This window comes from Streptomyces sp. NPDC047028, from assembly GCF_040644095.1.
In the GTDB taxonomy this organism is placed as follows: Bacteria; Actinomycetota; Actinomycetes; order Streptomycetales; family Streptomycetaceae; genus Streptomyces.
Genome location: NZ_JBEYVS010000001.1, coordinates 213,000 through 228,577, shown reverse-complemented (window position 1 = coordinate 228,577; position 15,578 = coordinate 213,000). Strand labels below are relative to the sequence as shown.

General features: G+C 66.6%; 28 protein-coding genes. All 28 read right to left on the bottom strand.

What is annotated here, in order from left to right; translation table 11 throughout:
* Positions 1 to 151 precede the first annotated feature (151 nt).
* A complete protein-coding gene (locus ABZ854_RS01145; protein ID WP_003966937.1) occupies positions 152 to 1,174 on the bottom strand; it encodes a DNA-directed RNA polymerase subunit alpha in 1,023 nt (340 codons plus the stop codon).
* A 126-nt stretch (positions 1,175 to 1,300) separates the two neighbouring features.
* A complete protein-coding gene (rpsK, locus tag ABZ854_RS01140) occupies positions 1,301 to 1,705 on the bottom strand; it encodes a 30S ribosomal protein S11 (protein ID WP_003956432.1) in 405 nt (134 codons plus the stop codon).
* Between the two features lie 65 nt (positions 1,706 to 1,770).
* Positions 1,771 to 2,151, bottom strand: a complete 381-nt coding sequence (gene rpsM, locus ABZ854_RS01135; RefSeq protein ID WP_071364953.1) for a 30S ribosomal protein S13 — start codon at positions 2,149 to 2,151, stop codon at positions 1,771 to 1,773.
* 213 nt (positions 2,152 to 2,364) lie between these two features.
* Entirely contained in the window at positions 2,365 to 2,478 is a 114-nt protein-coding gene (rpmJ, locus tag ABZ854_RS01130; RefSeq protein ID WP_003998809.1) for a 50S ribosomal protein L36, read from the bottom strand.
* 59 nt (positions 2,479 to 2,537) lie between these two features.
* A complete protein-coding gene (infA, locus tag ABZ854_RS01125; RefSeq protein ID WP_003948620.1) occupies positions 2,538 to 2,759 on the bottom strand; it encodes a translation initiation factor IF-1 in 222 nt (73 codons plus the stop codon).
* Positions 2,760 to 3,018: 259 nt separating this feature from the next.
* Entirely contained in the window at positions 3,019 to 3,855 is an 837-nt protein-coding gene (map, locus tag ABZ854_RS01120) for a type I methionyl aminopeptidase (RefSeq protein WP_361202369.1), read from the bottom strand.
* Between the two features lie 99 nt (positions 3,856 to 3,954).
* On the bottom strand, positions 3,955 to 4,620 hold the full coding sequence (locus tag ABZ854_RS01115) for an adenylate kinase (protein WP_361202367.1): 666 nt from the start codon (positions 4,618 to 4,620) through the stop codon (positions 3,955 to 3,957).
* The gene (secY, locus tag ABZ854_RS01110) at positions 4,620 to 5,933 is read right to left on the bottom strand and encodes a preprotein translocase subunit SecY (RefSeq protein WP_361202365.1); all 1,314 of its coding nucleotides are present in this window, start codon (positions 5,931 to 5,933) and stop codon (positions 4,620 to 4,622) included. The genes ABZ854_RS01115 and secY overlap by 1 nt, the downstream gene beginning before the upstream one ends.
* Before the next feature lie 202 nt (positions 5,934 to 6,135).
* The gene (gene rplO / locus ABZ854_RS01105; protein WP_030745257.1) at positions 6,136 to 6,591 is read right to left on the bottom strand and encodes a 50S ribosomal protein L15; all 456 of its coding nucleotides are present in this window, start codon (positions 6,589 to 6,591) and stop codon (positions 6,136 to 6,138) included.
* Positions 6,592 to 6,593: 2 nt separating this feature from the next.
* A complete protein-coding gene (gene rpmD / locus ABZ854_RS01100) occupies positions 6,594 to 6,776 on the bottom strand; it encodes a 50S ribosomal protein L30 (protein WP_129307387.1) in 183 nt (60 codons plus the stop codon).
* Between the two features lie 2 nt (positions 6,777 to 6,778).
* Entirely contained in the window at positions 6,779 to 7,381 is a 603-nt protein-coding gene (gene rpsE / locus ABZ854_RS01095; protein WP_129307388.1) for a 30S ribosomal protein S5, read from the bottom strand.
* 37 nt (positions 7,382 to 7,418) lie between these two features.
* A complete protein-coding gene (gene rplR, locus ABZ854_RS01090) occupies positions 7,419 to 7,802 on the bottom strand; it encodes a 50S ribosomal protein L18 (RefSeq protein ID WP_067045323.1) in 384 nt (127 codons plus the stop codon).
* A 3-nt stretch (positions 7,803 to 7,805) separates the two neighbouring features.
* Entirely contained in the window at positions 7,806 to 8,345 is a 540-nt protein-coding gene (gene rplF / locus ABZ854_RS01085) for a 50S ribosomal protein L6 (RefSeq protein WP_361202362.1), read from the bottom strand.
* A 24-nt stretch (positions 8,346 to 8,369) separates the two neighbouring features.
* Positions 8,370 to 8,768: a 30S ribosomal protein S8 gene (gene rpsH, locus ABZ854_RS01080; RefSeq protein ID WP_007384075.1), complete on the bottom strand. Its 399-nt coding sequence runs from the start codon at positions 8,766 to 8,768 to the stop codon at positions 8,370 to 8,372.
* A gap of 213 nt (positions 8,769 to 8,981) precedes the next feature.
* The gene (locus ABZ854_RS01075) at positions 8,982 to 9,167 is read right to left on the bottom strand and encodes a type Z 30S ribosomal protein S14 (RefSeq protein ID WP_003948630.1); all 186 of its coding nucleotides are present in this window, start codon (positions 9,165 to 9,167) and stop codon (positions 8,982 to 8,984) included.
* Between the two features lie 5 nt (positions 9,168 to 9,172).
* Positions 9,173 to 9,730 carry a 50S ribosomal protein L5 gene (gene rplE, locus ABZ854_RS01070; protein ID WP_129307391.1) on the bottom strand — a complete coding sequence of 186 codons (558 nt, stop codon included), beginning with the start codon at positions 9,728 to 9,730 and terminating at the stop codon, positions 9,173 to 9,175.
* On the bottom strand, positions 9,730 to 10,053 hold the full coding sequence (gene rplX, locus ABZ854_RS01065; RefSeq protein ID WP_129307392.1) for a 50S ribosomal protein L24: 324 nt from the start codon (positions 10,051 to 10,053) through the stop codon (positions 9,730 to 9,732). The genes rplE and rplX overlap by 1 nt, the downstream gene beginning before the upstream one ends.
* Before the next feature lie 2 nt (positions 10,054 to 10,055).
* The gene (gene rplN / locus ABZ854_RS01060) at positions 10,056 to 10,424 is read right to left on the bottom strand and encodes a 50S ribosomal protein L14 (RefSeq protein WP_003998823.1); all 369 of its coding nucleotides are present in this window, start codon (positions 10,422 to 10,424) and stop codon (positions 10,056 to 10,058) included.
* 100 nt (positions 10,425 to 10,524) lie between these two features.
* On the bottom strand, positions 10,525 to 10,812 hold the full coding sequence (rpsQ, locus tag ABZ854_RS01055; RefSeq protein WP_030039759.1) for a 30S ribosomal protein S17: 288 nt from the start codon (positions 10,810 to 10,812) through the stop codon (positions 10,525 to 10,527).
* Entirely contained in the window at positions 10,812 to 11,036 is a 225-nt protein-coding gene (rpmC, locus tag ABZ854_RS01050; RefSeq protein WP_003974259.1) for a 50S ribosomal protein L29, read from the bottom strand. The genes rpsQ and rpmC overlap by 1 nt, the downstream gene beginning before the upstream one ends.
* Positions 11,036 to 11,455, bottom strand: coding sequence for a 50S ribosomal protein L16 (gene rplP / locus ABZ854_RS01045; protein WP_073901439.1), 420 nt, complete (start codon positions 11,453 to 11,455; stop codon positions 11,036 to 11,038). Before rplP ends, rpmC begins: the two co-directional genes overlap by 1 nt.
* Before the next feature lie 5 nt (positions 11,456 to 11,460).
* Positions 11,461 to 12,282, bottom strand: coding sequence for a 30S ribosomal protein S3 (rpsC, locus tag ABZ854_RS01040; RefSeq protein ID WP_361202359.1), 822 nt, complete (start codon positions 12,280 to 12,282; stop codon positions 11,461 to 11,463).
* Positions 12,282 to 12,629, bottom strand: a complete 348-nt coding sequence (rplV, locus tag ABZ854_RS01035; RefSeq protein ID WP_003974262.1) for a 50S ribosomal protein L22 — start codon at positions 12,627 to 12,629, stop codon at positions 12,282 to 12,284. The genes rpsC and rplV overlap by 1 nt, the downstream gene beginning before the upstream one ends.
* A 43-nt stretch (positions 12,630 to 12,672) precedes the next feature.
* Complete coding sequence (gene rpsS, locus ABZ854_RS01030) at positions 12,673 to 12,954, bottom strand: 30S ribosomal protein S19 (RefSeq protein WP_007384069.1); 282 nt, start codon at positions 12,952 to 12,954, stop codon at positions 12,673 to 12,675.
* A gap of 12 nt (positions 12,955 to 12,966) precedes the next feature.
* The gene (gene rplB, locus ABZ854_RS01025; protein WP_129307394.1) at positions 12,967 to 13,803 is read right to left on the bottom strand and encodes a 50S ribosomal protein L2; all 837 of its coding nucleotides are present in this window, start codon (positions 13,801 to 13,803) and stop codon (positions 12,967 to 12,969) included.
* 38 nt (positions 13,804 to 13,841) lie between these two features.
* Positions 13,842 to 14,261 carry a 50S ribosomal protein L23 gene (gene rplW, locus ABZ854_RS01020; RefSeq protein WP_020941673.1) on the bottom strand — a complete coding sequence of 140 codons (420 nt, stop codon included), beginning with the start codon at positions 14,259 to 14,261 and terminating at the stop codon, positions 13,842 to 13,844.
* Positions 14,261 to 14,911 carry a 50S ribosomal protein L4 gene (rplD, locus tag ABZ854_RS01015; RefSeq protein WP_129307395.1) on the bottom strand — a complete coding sequence of 217 codons (651 nt, stop codon included), beginning with the start codon at positions 14,909 to 14,911 and terminating at the stop codon, positions 14,261 to 14,263. Before rplD ends, rplW begins: the two co-directional genes overlap by 1 nt.
* Positions 14,912 to 14,919: 8 nt before the next feature.
* Positions 14,920 to 15,564 carry a 50S ribosomal protein L3 gene (gene rplC, locus ABZ854_RS01010; RefSeq protein ID WP_062706771.1) on the bottom strand — a complete coding sequence of 215 codons (645 nt, stop codon included), beginning with the start codon at positions 15,562 to 15,564 and terminating at the stop codon, positions 14,920 to 14,922.
* Positions 15,565 to 15,578 lie beyond the last annotated feature (14 nt).

The following is a 15,578-nucleotide window of genomic DNA, read 5'->3' as shown; positions in this document are numbered from 1 at the left end:
TATCCGAGCAGGCGGTCGCCCGTCGGAGATCCGGGGACGCGCCCCGGAGGAGTCGGGAGCCGCCCCGCAGGGGCGCTCCCGACAGGGGCGCGGGGAACTGCGCGACAAGCCACAGCGCACCCGCACCCGAAGACGGACCGTCGGTCCGAGCTCAGTACTGCTCGGTCTCGACGAACCCGGCGTCCGCGTCGTCGTCCGCGCCGAACGCGTCCGCCGCGGCGGTCGGGTCGAACCCGGGAGGCGAGTCCTTCAGCGCAAGACCCATACCCGCCAGCTTCGCCTTGACCTCGTCGATGGACTTCGCACCGAAGTTGCGGATGTCCAGCAGGTCGGCCTCGCTACGCGCGACCAGCTCACCCACAGAGTGGATGCCCTCGCGCTTGAGGCAGTTGTACGACCGAACGGTGAGCTCCAGCTCCTCGATCGGCAGCGCCAGGTCGGCGGCAAGGGCGGCGTCCGTGGGGGACGGGCCCATGTCGATGCCCTCGGCGTCGATGTTCAGCTCGCGGGCGAGACCGAACAGCTCGACCAGGGTCTTGCCGGCGGAGGCCATGGCGTCACGGGGACGCATCGCCTGCTTGGTCTCGACGTCGACGATCAGCTTGTCGAAGTCGGTGCGCTGCTCGACACGCGTGGCCTCGACCTTGTACGTGACCTTGAGGACCGGCGAGTAGATCGAGTCGACCGGGATACGGCCGATCTCCTGGCCGACCTGCTTGTTCTGCACGGCGGAGACGTAGCCGCGGCCGCGCTCGACGGTCAGCTCCATCTCCAGCTTGCCCTTGCCGTTGAGCGTGGCGAGGACGAGGTCGGGGTTGTGCACCTCGACACCGGCCGGGGGCGCGATGTCGGCGGCGGTGACCAGACCCGGACCCTGCTTGCGCAGGTACATCACGACCGGCTCGTCGTGCTCCGAGGAGACGACCAGCTGCTTGATGTTGAGGATCAGGTCGGTGACGTCCTCCTTGACGCCCGGCACGGTGGTGAACTCGTGCAGGACACCGTCGATGCGGATGGACGTGACCGCCGCACCCGGGATCGAGGAGAGGAGCGTACGGCGCAGGGAGTTGCCGAGGGTGTAGCCGAAGCCCGGCTCCAGCGGCTCGATCACGAACCGGGAGCGGAACTCGTCGACGACCTCTTCGGTCAACGAGGGACGCTGAGCGATCAGCATGTGTGGATCAGATCCTTCAGTCAGGGGCGCCCGCTATTTGACGCCCGACTCTGTACTGCAAGGGTACGGGCGGTACGACCGTTCAAGGAGTCGTACCGCCCGGAAAGCCCTGAAACAGCCGGTGTCTCAGACGCGACGGCGCTTCGGCGGGCGGCAGCCGTTGTGCGGGGTCGGGGTGACGTCCTGGATGGAGCCGACCTCGAGACCGGTCGCCTGGAGCGAACGGATCGCGGTCTCACGACCGGAACCCGGGCCCTTCACGAACACGTCGACCTTGCGCATGCCGTGCTCCTGGGCGCGGCGGGCAGCCGACTCGGCGGCCATCTGCGCGGCGAACGGCGTGGACTTCCGGGAGCCCTTGAAGCCGACGTGGCCGGCGGAGGCCCAGGAGATCACGTTGCCCGACGGGTCCGTGATGGAGACGATCGTGTTGTTGAACGTGCTCTTGATGTGCGCGTGGCCGTGAGCGACGTTCTTCTTTTCCTTGCGGCGCACCTTCTTGGCAGCGCCCTGACGACCCTTGGGGGGCATCCTTTAACTCCTACGGGAGGTGGTCGGTCCTACAGCGAAGACCGTGGACAGGTGTCCGCTGCGGACTACTTCTTGCCCGGCTTCTTCTTGCCGGCGATGGCGCGACGCGGGCCCTTGCGGGTACGAGCGTTGGTGCTGGTGCGCTGACCGCGGACGGGCAGACCGCGACGGTGACGGAGACCCTGGTAGCAGCCGATCTCGACCTTGCGGCGGATGTCGGCCTGGATCTCGCGACGGAGGTCACCCTCGGTCTTGATGTTGTTGTCGACGTACTCGCGGATCGCGACGAGCTGCTCCTCGGAGAGGTCGCGAACGCGGGTGTTCGGGTCGACGCCGGTCGCTGCCAGCGTCGCCTGCGAGAGGGTCCGGCCGATGCCGAACACGTAGGTGAGGGCGACCTCCACGCGCTTTTCGCGCGGGATGTCAACACCGGAAACGCGTGCCACTTCAATGGCTCCTGGTGATCTTCGGAGGTCTTCCACAGAACCGGCTCCCGGCCGCCGGCCTCTCCATTGCGAAGAGTTGGTACGACCCGGGTCCCCGGCCTCCGAGCCGGGGGTGTCCGGCGATCACTCGCCGGGGTTCTGCGTATGAACATATTCAGCTCGCGTCGCGCGAATCTCTGCGATAGAGGTGCAGAGGGTGCGGTCGGTCGTGCGTCAGCCCTGGCGCTGCTTGTGGCGCGGGTTCTCGCAGATGACCATGACCCGACCGTGACGGCGGATCACCCTGCACTTGTCGCAGATCTTCTTGACGCTCGGCTTGACCTTCATTGGTGAGGTTCTCCGGGTCAGTGCCATCGCTCCGGCGGATGCCGGGGCGCGGGCAAGATCTACTTGTAGCGGTAGACGATCCGGCCACGCGTCAGGTCGTACGGAGACAGCTCCACCACGACCCGGTCGTCAGGGAGGATGCGGATGTAGTGCATGCGCATCTTGCCGCTGATGTGTGCCAGGACCTGGTGGCCGTTCTGGAGCTCGACCTTGAACATGGCGTTCGGCAGAGACTCGACGACAGTGCCCTCGATCTCGATGGCACCTTGCTTCTTGGCCACGCTTCGCCCTTCGAATCGACTACCTTGATCGACTCTCGGGCGTTCCCTCTTTCCCCTTGACGGGGAGCATGCGGACATGCGGGTGCACGAGAGCCGACGAGTCAGTCTACGTCAGCGCACCCGGAAACACGAATCGAGGGATTCTGCCCTACAGCGGAGATCCCTAAGCACCCCGGGCACGACAGCGCGCCCCAAAGAGGCGCGGGGAACTGCGCGACCAGCCCCACACGACCGCGAGATCCCCCCGAAGCGCCAGGGCTCAGGCCAGGGGGTCGGGGGCGGCAGTGATCCCCATCTCGGCGAGCTTCGCCTTGCCGCCGTCCGGAGCGGTGAGGACCAGCGGGCCCTCCTCCGTGAGGGCGACCGAGTGCTCCCAGTGCGACGACCACGTGCCGTCGGTCGTGATGACCGTCCACTCGTCCGAGAGGACCTCCGTGCGCGGGGTGCCGAGGGAGACCATCGGCTCGATCGCGAGGCAGAAGCCGGGTACCAGCTTGGGACCCTTGCCGCGGCGGCGGTCGACGTAGTTCAGCAGGTGCGGGTCCATGTGCATCTCGGTGCCGATGCCGTGGCCGCCGTAGTCCTCGATGATCCCGTACTTGCCGCCGCCCGGCTTCGGCTGGCGGCGGATGTACGTCTCGACGGCGCGGGAGATGTCGACCAGGCGGTTGCCCTGCTTCATGGCCGCGATGCCCGCCCACATCGACTCCTCGGTCACCCGCGACAGCTCGATCAGCTCCGGAGCGTGGCCGGAGCCCACGAAGGCCGTGTAGGCGGCGTCGCCGTGCCAGCCGTCGATGATCGCGCCGCAGTCGATGGAGATGATGTCGCCGTCCTTGAGGACGACCTCGTCGGACGGGATGCCGTGGACGACGACCTCGTTCACGGAGGTGCAGATGGTGGCGGGGAAGCCGCCGTAGCCGAGGAAGTTCGGCTTGGCCCCGTGCTCGTCGAGGACCTTGCGGGCGACCTGGTCCAGATCCCTGGTGCTGGCGCCGGGCACCGCCGCCTCCCGGGTGGCCGCGTGGATCGCGGCGACGACCAGCCCCGCCCTGCGCATCGTGGCGATCTGCTCGGGGCTCTTGATCTGCACCATGGGGGGCCTGCGCTCTCCGTCACTCAGGTCGGCTGGGTTACCTACACAACACTACGGCCGCGGCGCCCCGGAGGGCACCGCGGCCGGAAGGACCGCGATCTACTTGTTCTCGGCCTTCTCGCGCTTGAGCGCCTCCAGCGCCCGCTGCGTGATCTCGTCCACCGGGCCGAGGGAGGAGATCGTCACGACCAGGCCCTGCGACTTGTAGTAGTCGATGATCGGCTCGGTCTGCGTGTGGTAGACCTCCAGCCGCGTGCGGACCGTGTCCTCGGAGTCGTCGTCGCGCTGGTACAGCTCGCCGCCGCAGACGTCGCAGACGCCGGCCTTCTTCGGCGGGCTGTACGTCACGTGGAAGACGTGGGAGGAGTCGTTGCGGCAGATGCGCCGGCCGGCGATCCGCTTGACGACCTCGTCCTCCGGGACCTCCAGGTCCAGCACCGCGTCGACCTTGATGCCCTCGGTCTCCAGCAGCGCGTCCAGCGCCTCGGCCTGCTTCACGTTGCGCGGGAAGCCGTCGAGGAGGAAGCCGCCCTCGGCGTCCGGCTGCTCCATGCGGTCCTTGGCCATGGCGATGGTCACCTCGTCCGGGACGAGGTTGCCGGCGTCCATGTAGGACTTCGCGAGCTTGCCCAGCTCGGTCTGCCGGCTGATGTTGGCCCGGAACAGGTCGCCCGTGGAGATGTGCGGGATGGCCAGCTGCTCAGCGAGGCGGACGGCTTGCGTTCCCTTACCGGCACCGGGCGGCCCGACGAGGACGATACGCATCAGCGGAGGAACCCTTCGTAATTGCGCTGCTGGAGCTGGCTCTCGATCTGCTTCACGGTCTCGAGGCCGACACCCACGATGATGAGGATGCTGGTCCCGCCGAACGGGAAGTTCTGGTTCGCGTTGAAGCCCACCAACGCCATTGTCGGCACGAGAGCGATCACACCCAGATACAGCGAACCCGGCCAGGTGATCCGGTTGAGCACGTAGCTCAGGTACTCAGCGGTCGGTCGGCCAGCCCGGATGCCCGGGATGAAGCCACCATACTTCTTCATGTTGTCGGCGACTTCTTCGGGGTTGAAGGAGATCGCCACGTAGAAGAACGTGAAGAACACGATGAGCAAGAAGTACGTAACGATGTAAACCGGGTGATCGCCCTTGGTCAGGTTCGTCGTGACCCATTGCTTCCAGCCCGAATTACCGCCCGCGAACTGCGCCACCAATGCCGGGATGTAGAGCAGCGACGAGGCGAAGATGACCGGAATCACACCGGCCTGGTTCACCTTGAGCGGGATGTACGTGGACGTACCGCCGTAGGAACGGCGACCGATCATGCGCTTCGCGTACTGCACCGGAACGCGGCGCTGGGCCTGCTCGACGAAGACGACCAGGCCGACCATGACCAGGCCGACGATGATGACCGTGCCGAACTCGATCCAGCCGCCGGCCAGCGTGCCCTGCTTCTTGATCGCCCACAGCGCGGACGGGAACGTCGCCGCGATCGAGATGAACATCAGGATCGACATGCCGTTGCCGATGCCCTTGTCGGTGACCAGCTCACCGAGCCACATGACCACACACGTACCGGCGGTCATGCAGATCACCATGGTGATCGTCGTGAAGATCGACTGGTTCGGGACGATGCTGGGGGCGGCGGAGCAGCCGTTGAACAGCGCGCCGCTGCGGGCCGTGGCCACCAGGCCGGTGCCCTGGAGGATGGCGAGCGCCACCGTCAGGTACCGCGTGTACTGCGTGATCTTCGTCGTACCCGCCTGGCCCTCCTTCTTGAGGGCTTCCAGACGCGGGATGACCACGGTCAGCAGCTGCAGGATGATGCTCGCCGTGATGTACGGCATGATGCCGAGCGCGAACACCGTGATCTGGAGCAGCGCACCACCGCTGAACATGTTGACGAGCCCGAACAGGCCCTGGTTGCCGGACGCCTCTTTCACGCACGTCTGGACGGCCTTGTAGTTGACGCCGGGGATCGGAATGTGGGTACCGAGCCGGTAGACCACGATGATGAACAGCGTGAAGAGCAGCTTCTTGCGCAGGTCGGGCGTCCTGAACGCCCGGGCGAAGCCGGTAAGCACGGTGCCTCCTGCGACCCCCGCGCACGTGCGTCAAGGGTGACGGTCTTGAGGTTCGACGAATGACGACGGACGAAATACCAAACAGAACAGTGCAGGCCACCTTACCGGCGACACTGCCCCCCTAGGAACGACCAACCGGGGATACCTCATTGTGAGGTATCCCCGGTCGGGTTCGTTTACGTCATCGAGGCGTCCGAGGGACTCAGACGAGCTCGGTGACCGTGCCGCCGGCGGCGGTGATCTTCTCCTTGGCGGAGCCGGAGACGGCGTCGACCGTCACCTGCAGCGCCACGGAGACCTCGCCCTGGCCGAGGACCTTGACGAGGCTGTTCTTGCGAACGGCCCCCTTGGCCACGAGGCCCTCGACGGTGACCTCGCCACCCTCGGGGTACAGCGCGGCCAGCTTGTCGAGGTTCACGACCTGGTACTCGGTCTTGAACGGGTTCTTGAAGCCCTTCAGCTTCGGGAGGCGCATGTGGAGCGGCATCTGGCCACCCTCGAAGCGCTCCGGAACCTGGTAACGGGCCTTCGTGCCCTTGGTACCACGACCGGCCGTCTTACCCTTCGACGCCTCACCACGACCGACGCGGGTCTTGGCGGTCTTGGCGCCCGGGGCGGGACGGAGGTTGTGGATCTTGAGCGGGTTCTGCTCCGCCATGATCAGTCGACCTCCTCGACCGTCACGAGGTGACGGACATGGCGCACCATGCCGCGGAACTCGGGGCGGTCCTCCTTGACGACCTGCGTGTTGATCCCCTTGAGACCAAGGGAACGCAGGGTGTCACGGTGGTTCTGCTTGCTGCCGATGTAGGACTTGACCTGCGTGATCTTGAGCTGCGCCATGATTACGCACCCGCCCCGGCACGCGCACGCAGCAGAGCCGCGGGAGCGACGTCCTCGAGGGGCAGACCGCGGCGGGCCGCGACCTCCTCCGGACGCTGCAGGCCCTTGAGGGCCGCCACGGTGGCGTGCACGATGTTGATCGCGTTGTCGGAGCCGAGCGACTTCGACAGGATGTCGTGGATACCGGCGCACTCGAGCACGGCACGCACCGGACCACCGGCGATAACACCGGTACCGGGCGACGCGGGCTTGAGCAGCACGACGCCGGCAGCCTTCTCACCCTGGATCGGGTGCGGGATGGTGCCCTGGATACGGGGGACCTTGAAGAAGTGCTTCTTGGCCTCCTCAACACCCTTGGCGATGGCGGCCGGCACCTCCTTGGCCTTGCCGTAACCGACACCCACGGTGCCGTCACCGTCGCCCACCACGACCAGCGCGGTGAAGCTGAAGCGACGACCACCCTTCACAACCTTGGCGACGCGGTTGATCGCGACAACGCGCTCAACGTACGCGGTCTTCTCGGCGGCAGCGCCGCCGTCACGGCCCTTCCGGTCCCGCCGCTCGCCGCCACCGGCACCGCCACCGCGGCGCTGGGGTCCAGCCATTGGATTTACCTCTTTCTTTTCCGCTAGCTACGGCGGCTCAGAACCTGAGCCCGGCTTCGCGGGCGGCGTCCGCCAGGGCGGCGATGCGCCCGGCGTACTGGTTGCCACCACGGTCGAACACGACAGCCTCGACACCGGCGGCCTTGGCACGCTCGGCGACCAGGGCGCCGACCTGCTTGGCCTGCGCGGACTTGTCGCCCTCGCCACCGCGGATCGAGCTGTCCAGCGTGGACGCCGAAGCCAGGGTGTGGCCCTTCAGGTCGTCGATCACCTGCGCCACGATGTGGCGGTTGGAGCGGGTCACGACCAGACGGGGACGCTCGGCAGTACCGGAAAGGTTCTTGCGGATCCGGATGTGACGGCGCTTGATCGCGGCGCGCTTGTAGGCGTCGCCCTTGAGGATCTTCTGTCCGTATGCCATGGCTTACTTACCCGCCTTTCCGACCTTGCGGCGGATGACTTCGCCCTCGTACTTGACGCCCTTGGCCTTGTACGGGTCAGGCTTGCGCAGCTTGCGGATGTTGGCCGCAACCTCGCCGACCTTCTGCTTGTCGATGCCCTCGACCGAGAACCGGGTGGGGGCCTCCACCTTGAAGGTGATGCCCTCGGGGGCCTCGACGGTGATCGGGTGGCTGTAACCGAGCGCGAACTCGAGGTTCGAGCCCTTCGCGGTCACGCGGTAACCGACACCGCTGATCTCGAGCTTCTTCACGTAACCCTGGGTCACGCCGGTGATCATGTTCGCCACCAGCGTGCGGGACAGGCCGTGCAGGGCCTTGCTCTGACGCTCGTCGTTGGGGCGGGTGACGTTCAGGACGCCGTCCTCACCCTTGGCGATGTCGATCGGCGCCACGACGGTGTGGGTCAGTTCGCCCTTGGGGCCCTTGACCTTGACCGTCCGGCCGTCGATGGTGACGTCCACGCCGGCGGGAACCGTGATGGGGAGCTTGCCAATACGCGACATAGCTGTTTCCTCCGTTCCCTTCCGCTACCAGACGTAGGCGAGGACTTCCCCACCCACGCCCTTCTTGCCGGCCTGCTTGTCGGTGAGGAGCCCGTGCGACGTGGAGATGATCGCCACGCCCAGGCCGCCGAGCACCTTCGGCAGGTTGGTGGACTTCGCGTACACCCGGAGACCGGGCTTGGAGATCCGCTTGATGCCCGCGATGGAGCGCTCACGGTTGGGGCCGAACTTCAGCTCCAGGACGAGGTTCTTGCCGACCTCGGCGTCCTCGACCTTCCAGCCCGTGATGAAGCCCTCCTGCTGGAGGATCTCCGCGATGTGAGACTTGATCTTCGACGCCGGCATCGTCACGGAGTCGTGGTATGCCGAGTTCGCGTTGCGCAGACGCGTAAGCATGTCTGCGATCGGATCAGTCATGGTCATGAATTGGCCTTCGGCCTCTCTCGCCGGGGTTTCCTGGTGCGCCATCCCTCTCCCCGATCCGAGACGGGACGGGTGCGGCGCGGTGGACCTACGGCGTAGTAAGTCGTACGGGCGACTGTCAGGCGCCCAACCCTCCAAGCCTAAGCCATGGAGGGGAGGGCGCCTGACACGCCCAGTGCTTACCGAGAGCCCTGGAATCCCTTGTTAGGGGGACTACCAGGAGCTCTTGGTCACGCCCGGCAGCTCGCCACGGTGAGCCATCTCACGAAGGCACACGCGGCACAGGCCGAACTTGCGGTACACGGAGTGCGGGCGGCCGCAGCGCTGGCAGCGGGTGTAGCCACGCACACCGAACTTGGGCTTGCGAGCAGCCTTAGCGATCAGAGCCTTCTTCGCCATCTCGCTCACGCCTCCTTGAACGGGAAGCCGAGGTGACGAAGGAGCGCGCGGCCCTCAGCGTCGTTGGTCGCCGTGGTGACCACGGTGATGTCCATACCCCGGACACGGTCGATCTTGTCCTGGTCGATCTCGTGGAACATGACCTGCTCCGTGAGACCGAAGGTGTAGTTGCCACGGCCGTCGAACTGCTTGGGGGACAGACCACGGAAGTCGCGGATGCGCGGGAGCGCGAGCGACAGGGTGCGGTCCAGGAACTCCCACATGCGGTCGCCACGGAGCGTGACGTGGGCACCGATCGGCTGGCCCTCACGCAGCTTGAACTGCGCGATGGACTTGCGGGCCTTGGTGACGGCCGGCTTCTGACCGGTGATCGTGGTGAGGTCGCGGATGGCGCCCTCGATCAGCTTGGAGTCGCGGGCGGCGTCGCCCACACCCATGTTGACCACGATCTTGACGAGGCCGGGAACCTGCATGACGTTCTCGTACTTGAACTCGTCACGCAGCTTGCCCGCGATCTCCTCGCGGTACTTCTGCTTCAGACGCGGGCTGGTGGTGGTCGTCATCAGATGTCCTCACCCGTCCGCTTGGCAACGCGGATCTTGTTGCCTTCGTCGTCGAAGCGGTAACCGACACGCGTGACGACCTTGTTGCCGTCCTTCTCAACGACCAGCTGGACGTTGGAGACGTGGACGGGCGCCTCGGTCGTGACGATGCCGCCGGCCTGCGAACCGCTGGCGGTCGGGCCGGCCTTGGTGTGCTTCTTGACCCGGTTGACACCCTCGACCAGGACACGGTCCTCGCGGGGGTAGGCCGCGATGACCTTGCCCTGCTTGCCCTTGTCCTTACCGGTGATGACCTGGACCAGGTCGCCCTTCTTGATCTTCATGCTTACAGCACCTCCGGCGCGAGCGAGATGATCTTCATGAACTTCTTCTCGCGCAGCTCACGGCCGACCGGGCCGAAGATACGGGTGCCGCGAGGGTCGCCGTCGTTCTTCAGAATGACGGCGGCGTTCTCGTCGAAGCGGATGTACGAGCCGTCCGGACGGCGGCGCTCCTTGACGGTGCGAACGATGACCGCCTTGACGACGTCACCCTTCTTCACGTTGCCACCGGGGATCGCGTCCTTGACGGTGGCGACGATGACGTCACCGATGCCCGCGTAGCGGCGACCGGAGCCACCGAGCACACGGATGCAAAGGATCTCCTTCGCACCAGTGTTGTCGGCGACGCGCAGTCGCGACTCCTGCTGGATCACGTCTATCTCCTGTTTGTCTGCCGGTTCCCGGCAGGGGCCTCACGGATGAGAGCCCCTGCCGAGCCTGGCGGAACTGACCTGCGGATTTGCCCCGCAGGAATTACTTGGCCTTCTCGAGGATCTCGACGACGCGCCAGCGCTTCGTCGCGGACAGCGGCCGGGTCTCCATGAGGAGGACGCGGTCGCCGACACCCGCGGCGTTCTGCTCGTCGTGCGCCTTGAGCTTGTTGGTACGGCGGATGACCTTGCCGTACAGCGCGTGCTTGACGCGGTCCTCGACGGCGACGACGACGGTCTTGTCCATCTTGTCGCTGACGACCAGACCCTCACGGGTCTTGCGGAAGCCGCGCGCGGCCTTCGTCTCTTCAGTCACGTTGCTCTCGCTCATCAGGCGCTCTCCACCGTCTCGATGCCCAGCTCGCGCTCACGCATCAGGGTGTAGATCCGCGCGATGTCCTTGCGGACGGCCTTGAGCCGACCGTGGTTCTCGAGCTGGCCCGTCGCCGCCTGGAAGCGGAGGTTGAACAGCTCTTCCTTGGCCTCGCGGAGCTTCGCCAGAAGCTCCTCGTTGCCCAGCTCGCGCAGCTCGGACGCCTTGGTACCGGCCGACATCACGCTTCACCTGCCTCGCGCTTGACGATCCGGCACTTCATCGGCAGCTTGTGGGCCGCACGAAGGAGCGCCTCACGGGCGATCTTCTCGTTGGGGTACGACAGCTCGAACATCACACGTCCGGGCTTGACGTTGGCGATCCACCACTCCGGCGAACCCTTACCGGAACCCATGCGGGTCTCGGCGGGCTTCTTGGTGAGCGGACGGTCCGGGTAGATGTTGATCCAGACCTTGCCGCCACGCTTGATGTGGCGGGTCATCGCGATACGAGCCGCCTCGATCTGGCGGTTCGTCACGTAGGCCGGGGTCAGCGCCTGGATGCCGTACTCGCCGAACGCAACCTGCGTGCCACCCTTGGACATACCGCTGCGCTTCGGGTGGTGCTGCTTGCGGTGCTTGACCCTACGGGGGATCAGCATGACGGTCAGGCCTCCGTTCCGGTGCTCTCAGCCGGAGCGGCGGCGGGAGCCTCGGCCTTGGGGGCCTCGGCGCCGGCAGCCTGCTGCGGCTTGCGACCGCGCCGCTCGCCACCGCGGCCACCACGGGCCGGGCGGTCGGAGCCGCCGCGGGCCGGGCGGTTACCCGCGCGGGCAGCGGCGTTCTCGGCGCGGACCTCGGCGATGTTCTTGACGTCGCCCTTGTAGATCCAGACCTTCACGCCGATGCGGCCGAAGGTCGTCTTGGCCTCGAAGAAGCCGTAGTCCACGTTCGCGCGGAGCGTGTGCAGGGGCACGCGGCCCTCGCGGTAGAACTCCGAGCGGGACATCTCGGCGCCGCCGAGACGGCCACCGCACTGGATCTTGATGCCCTTGGCGCCGGCCTTCATCGTGCCCTGCATGCTCTTGCGCATGGCGCGACGGAAGGAGACGCGGGAGGACAGCTGCTCGGCGACGGCCTGGGCCACCAGCTGAGCGTCCGTCTCCGGGCTCTTGACCTCGAGGATGTTCAGCTGGACCTGCTTGCCGGTCAGCTTCTCCAGGTCACCGCGGATGCGGTCGGCCTCGGCGCCGCGGCGGCCGATGACGATGCCCGGACGCGCGGTGTGGATGTCGACGCGGACGCGGTCACGGGTGCGCTCGATCTCCACCTTGGAGATGCCGGCGCGCTCCATGCCGGACGTCATCATCCGACGGATGGCGACGTCTTCCTTGACGTAGTCCTTGTACAGCTTGTCGGCGTACCAACGCGACTTGAAGTCGGTGGTGACACCGAGCCGGAACCCGTGCGGGTTTACCTTCTGGCCCATTACCGGGTTCCTTCCTTGCTGCTGACGACCACGGTGATGTGGCTGGTCCGCTTGCGGATCCGGTAGGCACGGCCCTGGGCGCGCGGCCGGAACCGCTTCAGGGTCGGGCCCTCGTCGACGTAGGCCTCGGAAATGAAGAGGCTGTCGGCGTCGGTGTGGTCGTAGTTGTGCGCGGCGTTGGCGATGGCGCTGTCGAGCACCTTGCCGACCGGCACGGAGGCTGCCTGCGGAGCGAATCGCAGAACAGCCTGGGCCTCCGTGGCGTCCATGCCACGGATGAGGTCCACCACGCGGCGGGCCTTCATGGGCGTGACGCGGATGTACCGCGCCTGGGCCCTGGCTTCCATGGTTGTCCCTTCAGTTACTTACGTGTCTGAATGCGATCCGCTGTTAGCGGCGCTTCGACTTCCGGTCGTCCTTGACGTGGCCCCGGAAGGTGCGGGTCGGCGAGAACTCGCCGAGCTTGTGGCCGACCATCGACTCGGTGACGAACACCGGGATGTGGGTCTTGCCGTTGTGCACCGCGATCGTGTGACCGAGCATGGCCGGGACGATCATCGAGCGGCGGGACCAGGTCTTGATGACGTTCTTGGAACCGGCTTCGTTCTGCGCGTCCACCTTCTTGATCAGGTGGTCGTCGACGAAGGGCCCCTTCTTCAGGCTACGAGGCATCTCAACCCGTCCTTAGCGCTTCTTGTTCGTCTTGCGGCGGCGGACGATGTACTTGTTCGACGCCTTCTTGGGCGAACGAGTACGGCCTTCCTTCTTGCCCCACGGGGACACGGGGTGACGACCACCGGAGGTCCGGCCCTCACCACCACCGTGCGGGTGGTCCACCGGGTTCATGACGACACCACGGACGGTCGGGCGAACGCCCAGCCACCGCTTGCGGCCCGCCTTGCCCCAGTTGATGTTGCTCTGCTCGGCGTTGCCGACCTCACCGATGGTGGCGCGGCAGCGCTGGTCGACGAGACGGATCTCGCCGGACGGCATGCGGAGGTGGGCCATCGAGCCCTCCTTCGCGAGCAGCTGCACGGACGCACCGGCGGAGCGGGCGAACTTGGCACCGCCACCGGGACGGAGCTCGATCGCGTGGATCGTGGTACCGACCGGGATGTTGCGGATGGCCAGGTTGTTGCCGGGCTTGATGTCGGCCCCGGGACCGTTCTCGACGCGGTCACCCTGCTGCAGGTTGCGCGGGGCGAGGATGTAGCGCTTCTCGCCGTCGGCGTAGTGCAGCAGCGCGATGCGCGCGGTGCGGTTGGGGTCGTACTCGATGTGCGCGACCTTCGCCGGCACGCCGTCCTTGTCGTGACGACGGAAGTCGATCACGCGGTAGGCGCGCTTGTGGCCGCCACCCTGGTGGCGGACGGTCACACGACCGGTGTTGTTACGGCCGCCCTTGCTGTGCAGGGGGCGGACCAGCGACTTCTCCGGCGTGGACCGCGTGACCTCGACGAAGTCGGCGACGCTGGCGCCACGACGGCCCGGCGTAGTCGGCTTGTACTTGCGGATTCCCATTTCTCAGTCCTCGTCCGATATCGGACGATCCGACCCGCTTACGCGGTCGGACCGCCGAAGATGTCGATACGGTCGCCCTCGGCAAGGGTCACGATCGCGCGCTTGGTGGCGGCACGCTGACCGAAACCGGTCTTCGTACGCTTGCGCTTGCCCTGGCGGTTGATCGTGTTGACCCCGGTGACCTTGACCTCGAAGACCGCCTGGACGGCCTGCTTGATCTGGGTCTTGTTGGCGCCCGGGGCGACGACGAACGTGTACTTGTTCTCGTCGAGGAGCGCGTAGCTCTTCTCCGAGACGACCGGCTTGAGCAGCACGTCACGGGGGTCCGTGAAGGACTTGCTCAGCGGGGTCTCGACGGTGTTCTTGCCCTCGGCGGCGTGGCGGCGCGCCTTGGCGACGCGCGCGGCCTTGGCGGCCTTCGCAGCCTTGGAGGCGATGCTCGGGTGACGCGTAGCCATCAGGCCTCGCTCCCTTCGGTGTCAGTGGCCTTCGGGCCGGACACGAAGGACTCGAAAGCGGCCTGGGTGAAGACCACGTCGTCCGAGACGAGAACGTCGTACGTGTTCAGCTGGCCCGGCTCCAGGATGTGGACCTGGGGCAGGTTGCGGGCGGACAGCCACGCGGCCTCGTCGGAGCGCTCGATGACCAGGAGCAGGTTCTTGCGCTCCGAGATCTTGCCGAACAGGCTCTTGGCGGCCTTGGTGGAGATGTCGCCGTCGACCACGCCGGAGACGACGTGGATGCGGCTGTGGCGCGCCCGGTCGGTGAGGGCACCGCGCAGGGCGGCGGCCTTCATCTTCTTCGGGGTCCGCTGCGAGTAGTCACGCGGCTGCGGGCCGTGGACGACGCCACCGCCGGCGAACTGCGGCGCACGGGTCGAACCCTGGCGGGCGCGGCCGGTGCCCTTCTGGCGGTACGGCTTGCGGCCACCACCGCGGACCTCGCCACGCGTCTTGGTCTTGTGGGTGCCCTGGCGGGCGGCGGCCAGCTGCGCGACGACGACCTGGTGGATCAGCGGGATGCTGACCTTGGCGTCGAAGATCTCCGCGGGGAGCTCGACGGTACCGGCCTTCTCGCCGGCAGGCGAAAGGATGTCAACAGTGCTCATCGGTTACCTCAGGCCCCCTTGGCCGCGGTGCGGACCAGGACGAGGCCGCCGTTCGGACCGGGAACCGCGCCCTTGATGAGCAGCAGACCCTTCTCCGCGTCAACGGCGTGGACGGTCAGGTTCTGGGTGGTGACCCGCTCGTTGCCCATGCGACCCGCCATGCGGAGGCCCTTGAACACGCGGCCCGGGGTGGCGCAGCCACCAATGGAACCGGGCGAGCGGTGCTTGCGCTGGGTGCCGTGTCCGGCGCCGAGGCCCTTGAAGTTGTGACGCTTCATGACACCGGCGAAGCCCTTGCCCTTGCTCTTGCCGGTCACGTCGACCTTCACGCCGGCCTCGAACACCTCAGCCGTGACCTCCTGGCCGAGCGTGTACTCGGAGGCGTCCGCGGTGCGGATCTCGACGAGGTGGCGGCGGGGGGTGACGTCGGCCTTGGCGAAGTGGCCCTTGAGGGGCTTGTTCACCTTGCGCGGGTCGATCTCGCCGAACGCGATCTGAACGGACTCGTAGCCGTCCACGTCGTTCGTGCGGACCTGGGTGACGACATTGGGGCCGGCCTTGACGACGGTGACCGGAACAACGCGGTTGTTCTCGTCCCACACCTGCGTCATGCCGAGCTTCTCGCCCAGGATGCCCTTGATCTGCTTAGCCATTCTCAGCCACCAGC

Excerpts from the sequence above, each read along its gene's own strand:
- ABZ854_RS01145 (WP_003966937.1), bottom strand. The coding sequence starts at position 1,174 with ATGCTGATCGCTCAGCGTCCCTCGTTGACCGAAGAGGTCGTCGACGAG.
- rpsK (WP_003956432.1), bottom strand. The coding sequence starts at position 1,705 with ATGCCCCCCAAGGGTCGTCAGGGCGCTGCCAAGAAGGTGCGCCGCAAG.
- rpmJ (WP_003998809.1), bottom strand. The coding sequence starts at position 2,478 with ATGAAGGTCAAGCCGAGCGTCAAGAAGATCTGCGACAAGTGCAGGGTG.
- map (WP_361202369.1), bottom strand. The coding sequence starts at position 3,855 with ATGGTGCAGATCAAGAGCCCCGAGCAGATCGCCACGATGCGCAGGGCG.
- ABZ854_RS01115 (WP_361202367.1), bottom strand. The coding sequence starts at position 4,620 with ATGCGTATCGTCCTCGTCGGGCCGCCCGGTGCCGGTAAGGGAACGCAA.
- rplO (WP_030745257.1), bottom strand. The coding sequence starts at position 6,591 with ATGGCGGAGCAGAACCCGCTCAAGATCCACAACCTCCGTCCCGCCCCG.
- rpmD (WP_129307387.1), bottom strand. The coding sequence starts at position 6,776 with ATGGCGCAGCTCAAGATCACGCAGGTCAAGTCCTACATCGGCAGCAAG.
- rpsE (WP_129307388.1), bottom strand. The coding sequence starts at position 7,381 with ATGGCTGGACCCCAGCGCCGCGGTGGCGGTGCCGGTGGCGGCGAGCGG.
- rplR (WP_067045323.1), bottom strand. The coding sequence starts at position 7,802 with ATGGCATACGGACAGAAGATCCTCAAGGGCGACGCCTACAAGCGCGCC.
- rplF (WP_361202362.1), bottom strand. The coding sequence starts at position 8,345 with ATGTCGCGTATTGGCAAGCTCCCCATCACGGTTCCCGCCGGCGTGGAC.
- rpsH (WP_007384075.1), bottom strand. The coding sequence starts at position 8,768 with ATGACCATGACTGATCCGATCGCAGACATGCTTACGCGTCTGCGCAAC.
- ABZ854_RS01075 (WP_003948630.1), bottom strand. The coding sequence starts at position 9,167 with ATGGCGAAGAAGGCTCTGATCGCTAAGGCTGCTCGCAAGCCCAAGTTC.
- rplE (WP_129307391.1), bottom strand. The coding sequence starts at position 9,730 with ATGACGACCACCACCAGCCCGCGTCTGAAGCAGAAGTACCGCGAGGAG.
- rplX (WP_129307392.1), bottom strand. The coding sequence starts at position 10,053 with ATGAAGATCAAGAAGGGCGACCTGGTCCAGGTCATCACCGGTAAGGAC.
- rpsQ (WP_030039759.1), bottom strand. The coding sequence starts at position 10,812 with ATGAGCGAGAGCAACGTGACTGAAGAGACGAAGGCCGCGCGCGGCTTC.
- rpmC (WP_003974259.1), bottom strand. The coding sequence starts at position 11,036 with ATGTCGGCCGGTACCAAGGCGTCCGAGCTGCGCGAGCTGGGCAACGAG.
- rplP (WP_073901439.1), bottom strand. The coding sequence starts at position 11,455 with ATGCTGATCCCCCGTAGGGTCAAGCACCGCAAGCAGCACCACCCGAAG.
- rpsC (WP_361202359.1), bottom strand. The coding sequence starts at position 12,282 with ATGGGCCAGAAGGTAAACCCGCACGGGTTCCGGCTCGGTGTCACCACC.
- rplV (WP_003974262.1), bottom strand. The coding sequence starts at position 12,629 with ATGGAAGCCAGGGCCCAGGCGCGGTACATCCGCGTCACGCCCATGAAG.
- rpsS (WP_007384069.1), bottom strand. The coding sequence starts at position 12,954 with ATGCCTCGTAGCCTGAAGAAGGGGCCCTTCGTCGACGACCACCTGATC.
- rplB (WP_129307394.1), bottom strand. The coding sequence starts at position 13,803 with ATGGGAATCCGCAAGTACAAGCCGACTACGCCGGGCCGTCGTGGCGCC.
- rplW (WP_020941673.1), bottom strand. The coding sequence starts at position 14,261 with ATGGCTACGCGTCACCCGAGCATCGCCTCCAAGGCTGCGAAGGCCGCC.
- rplD (WP_129307395.1), bottom strand. The coding sequence starts at position 14,911 with ATGAGCACTGTTGACATCCTTTCGCCTGCCGGCGAGAAGGCCGGTACC.
- rplC (WP_062706771.1), bottom strand. The coding sequence starts at position 15,564 with ATGGCTAAGCAGATCAAGGGCATCCTGGGCGAGAAGCTCGGCATGACG.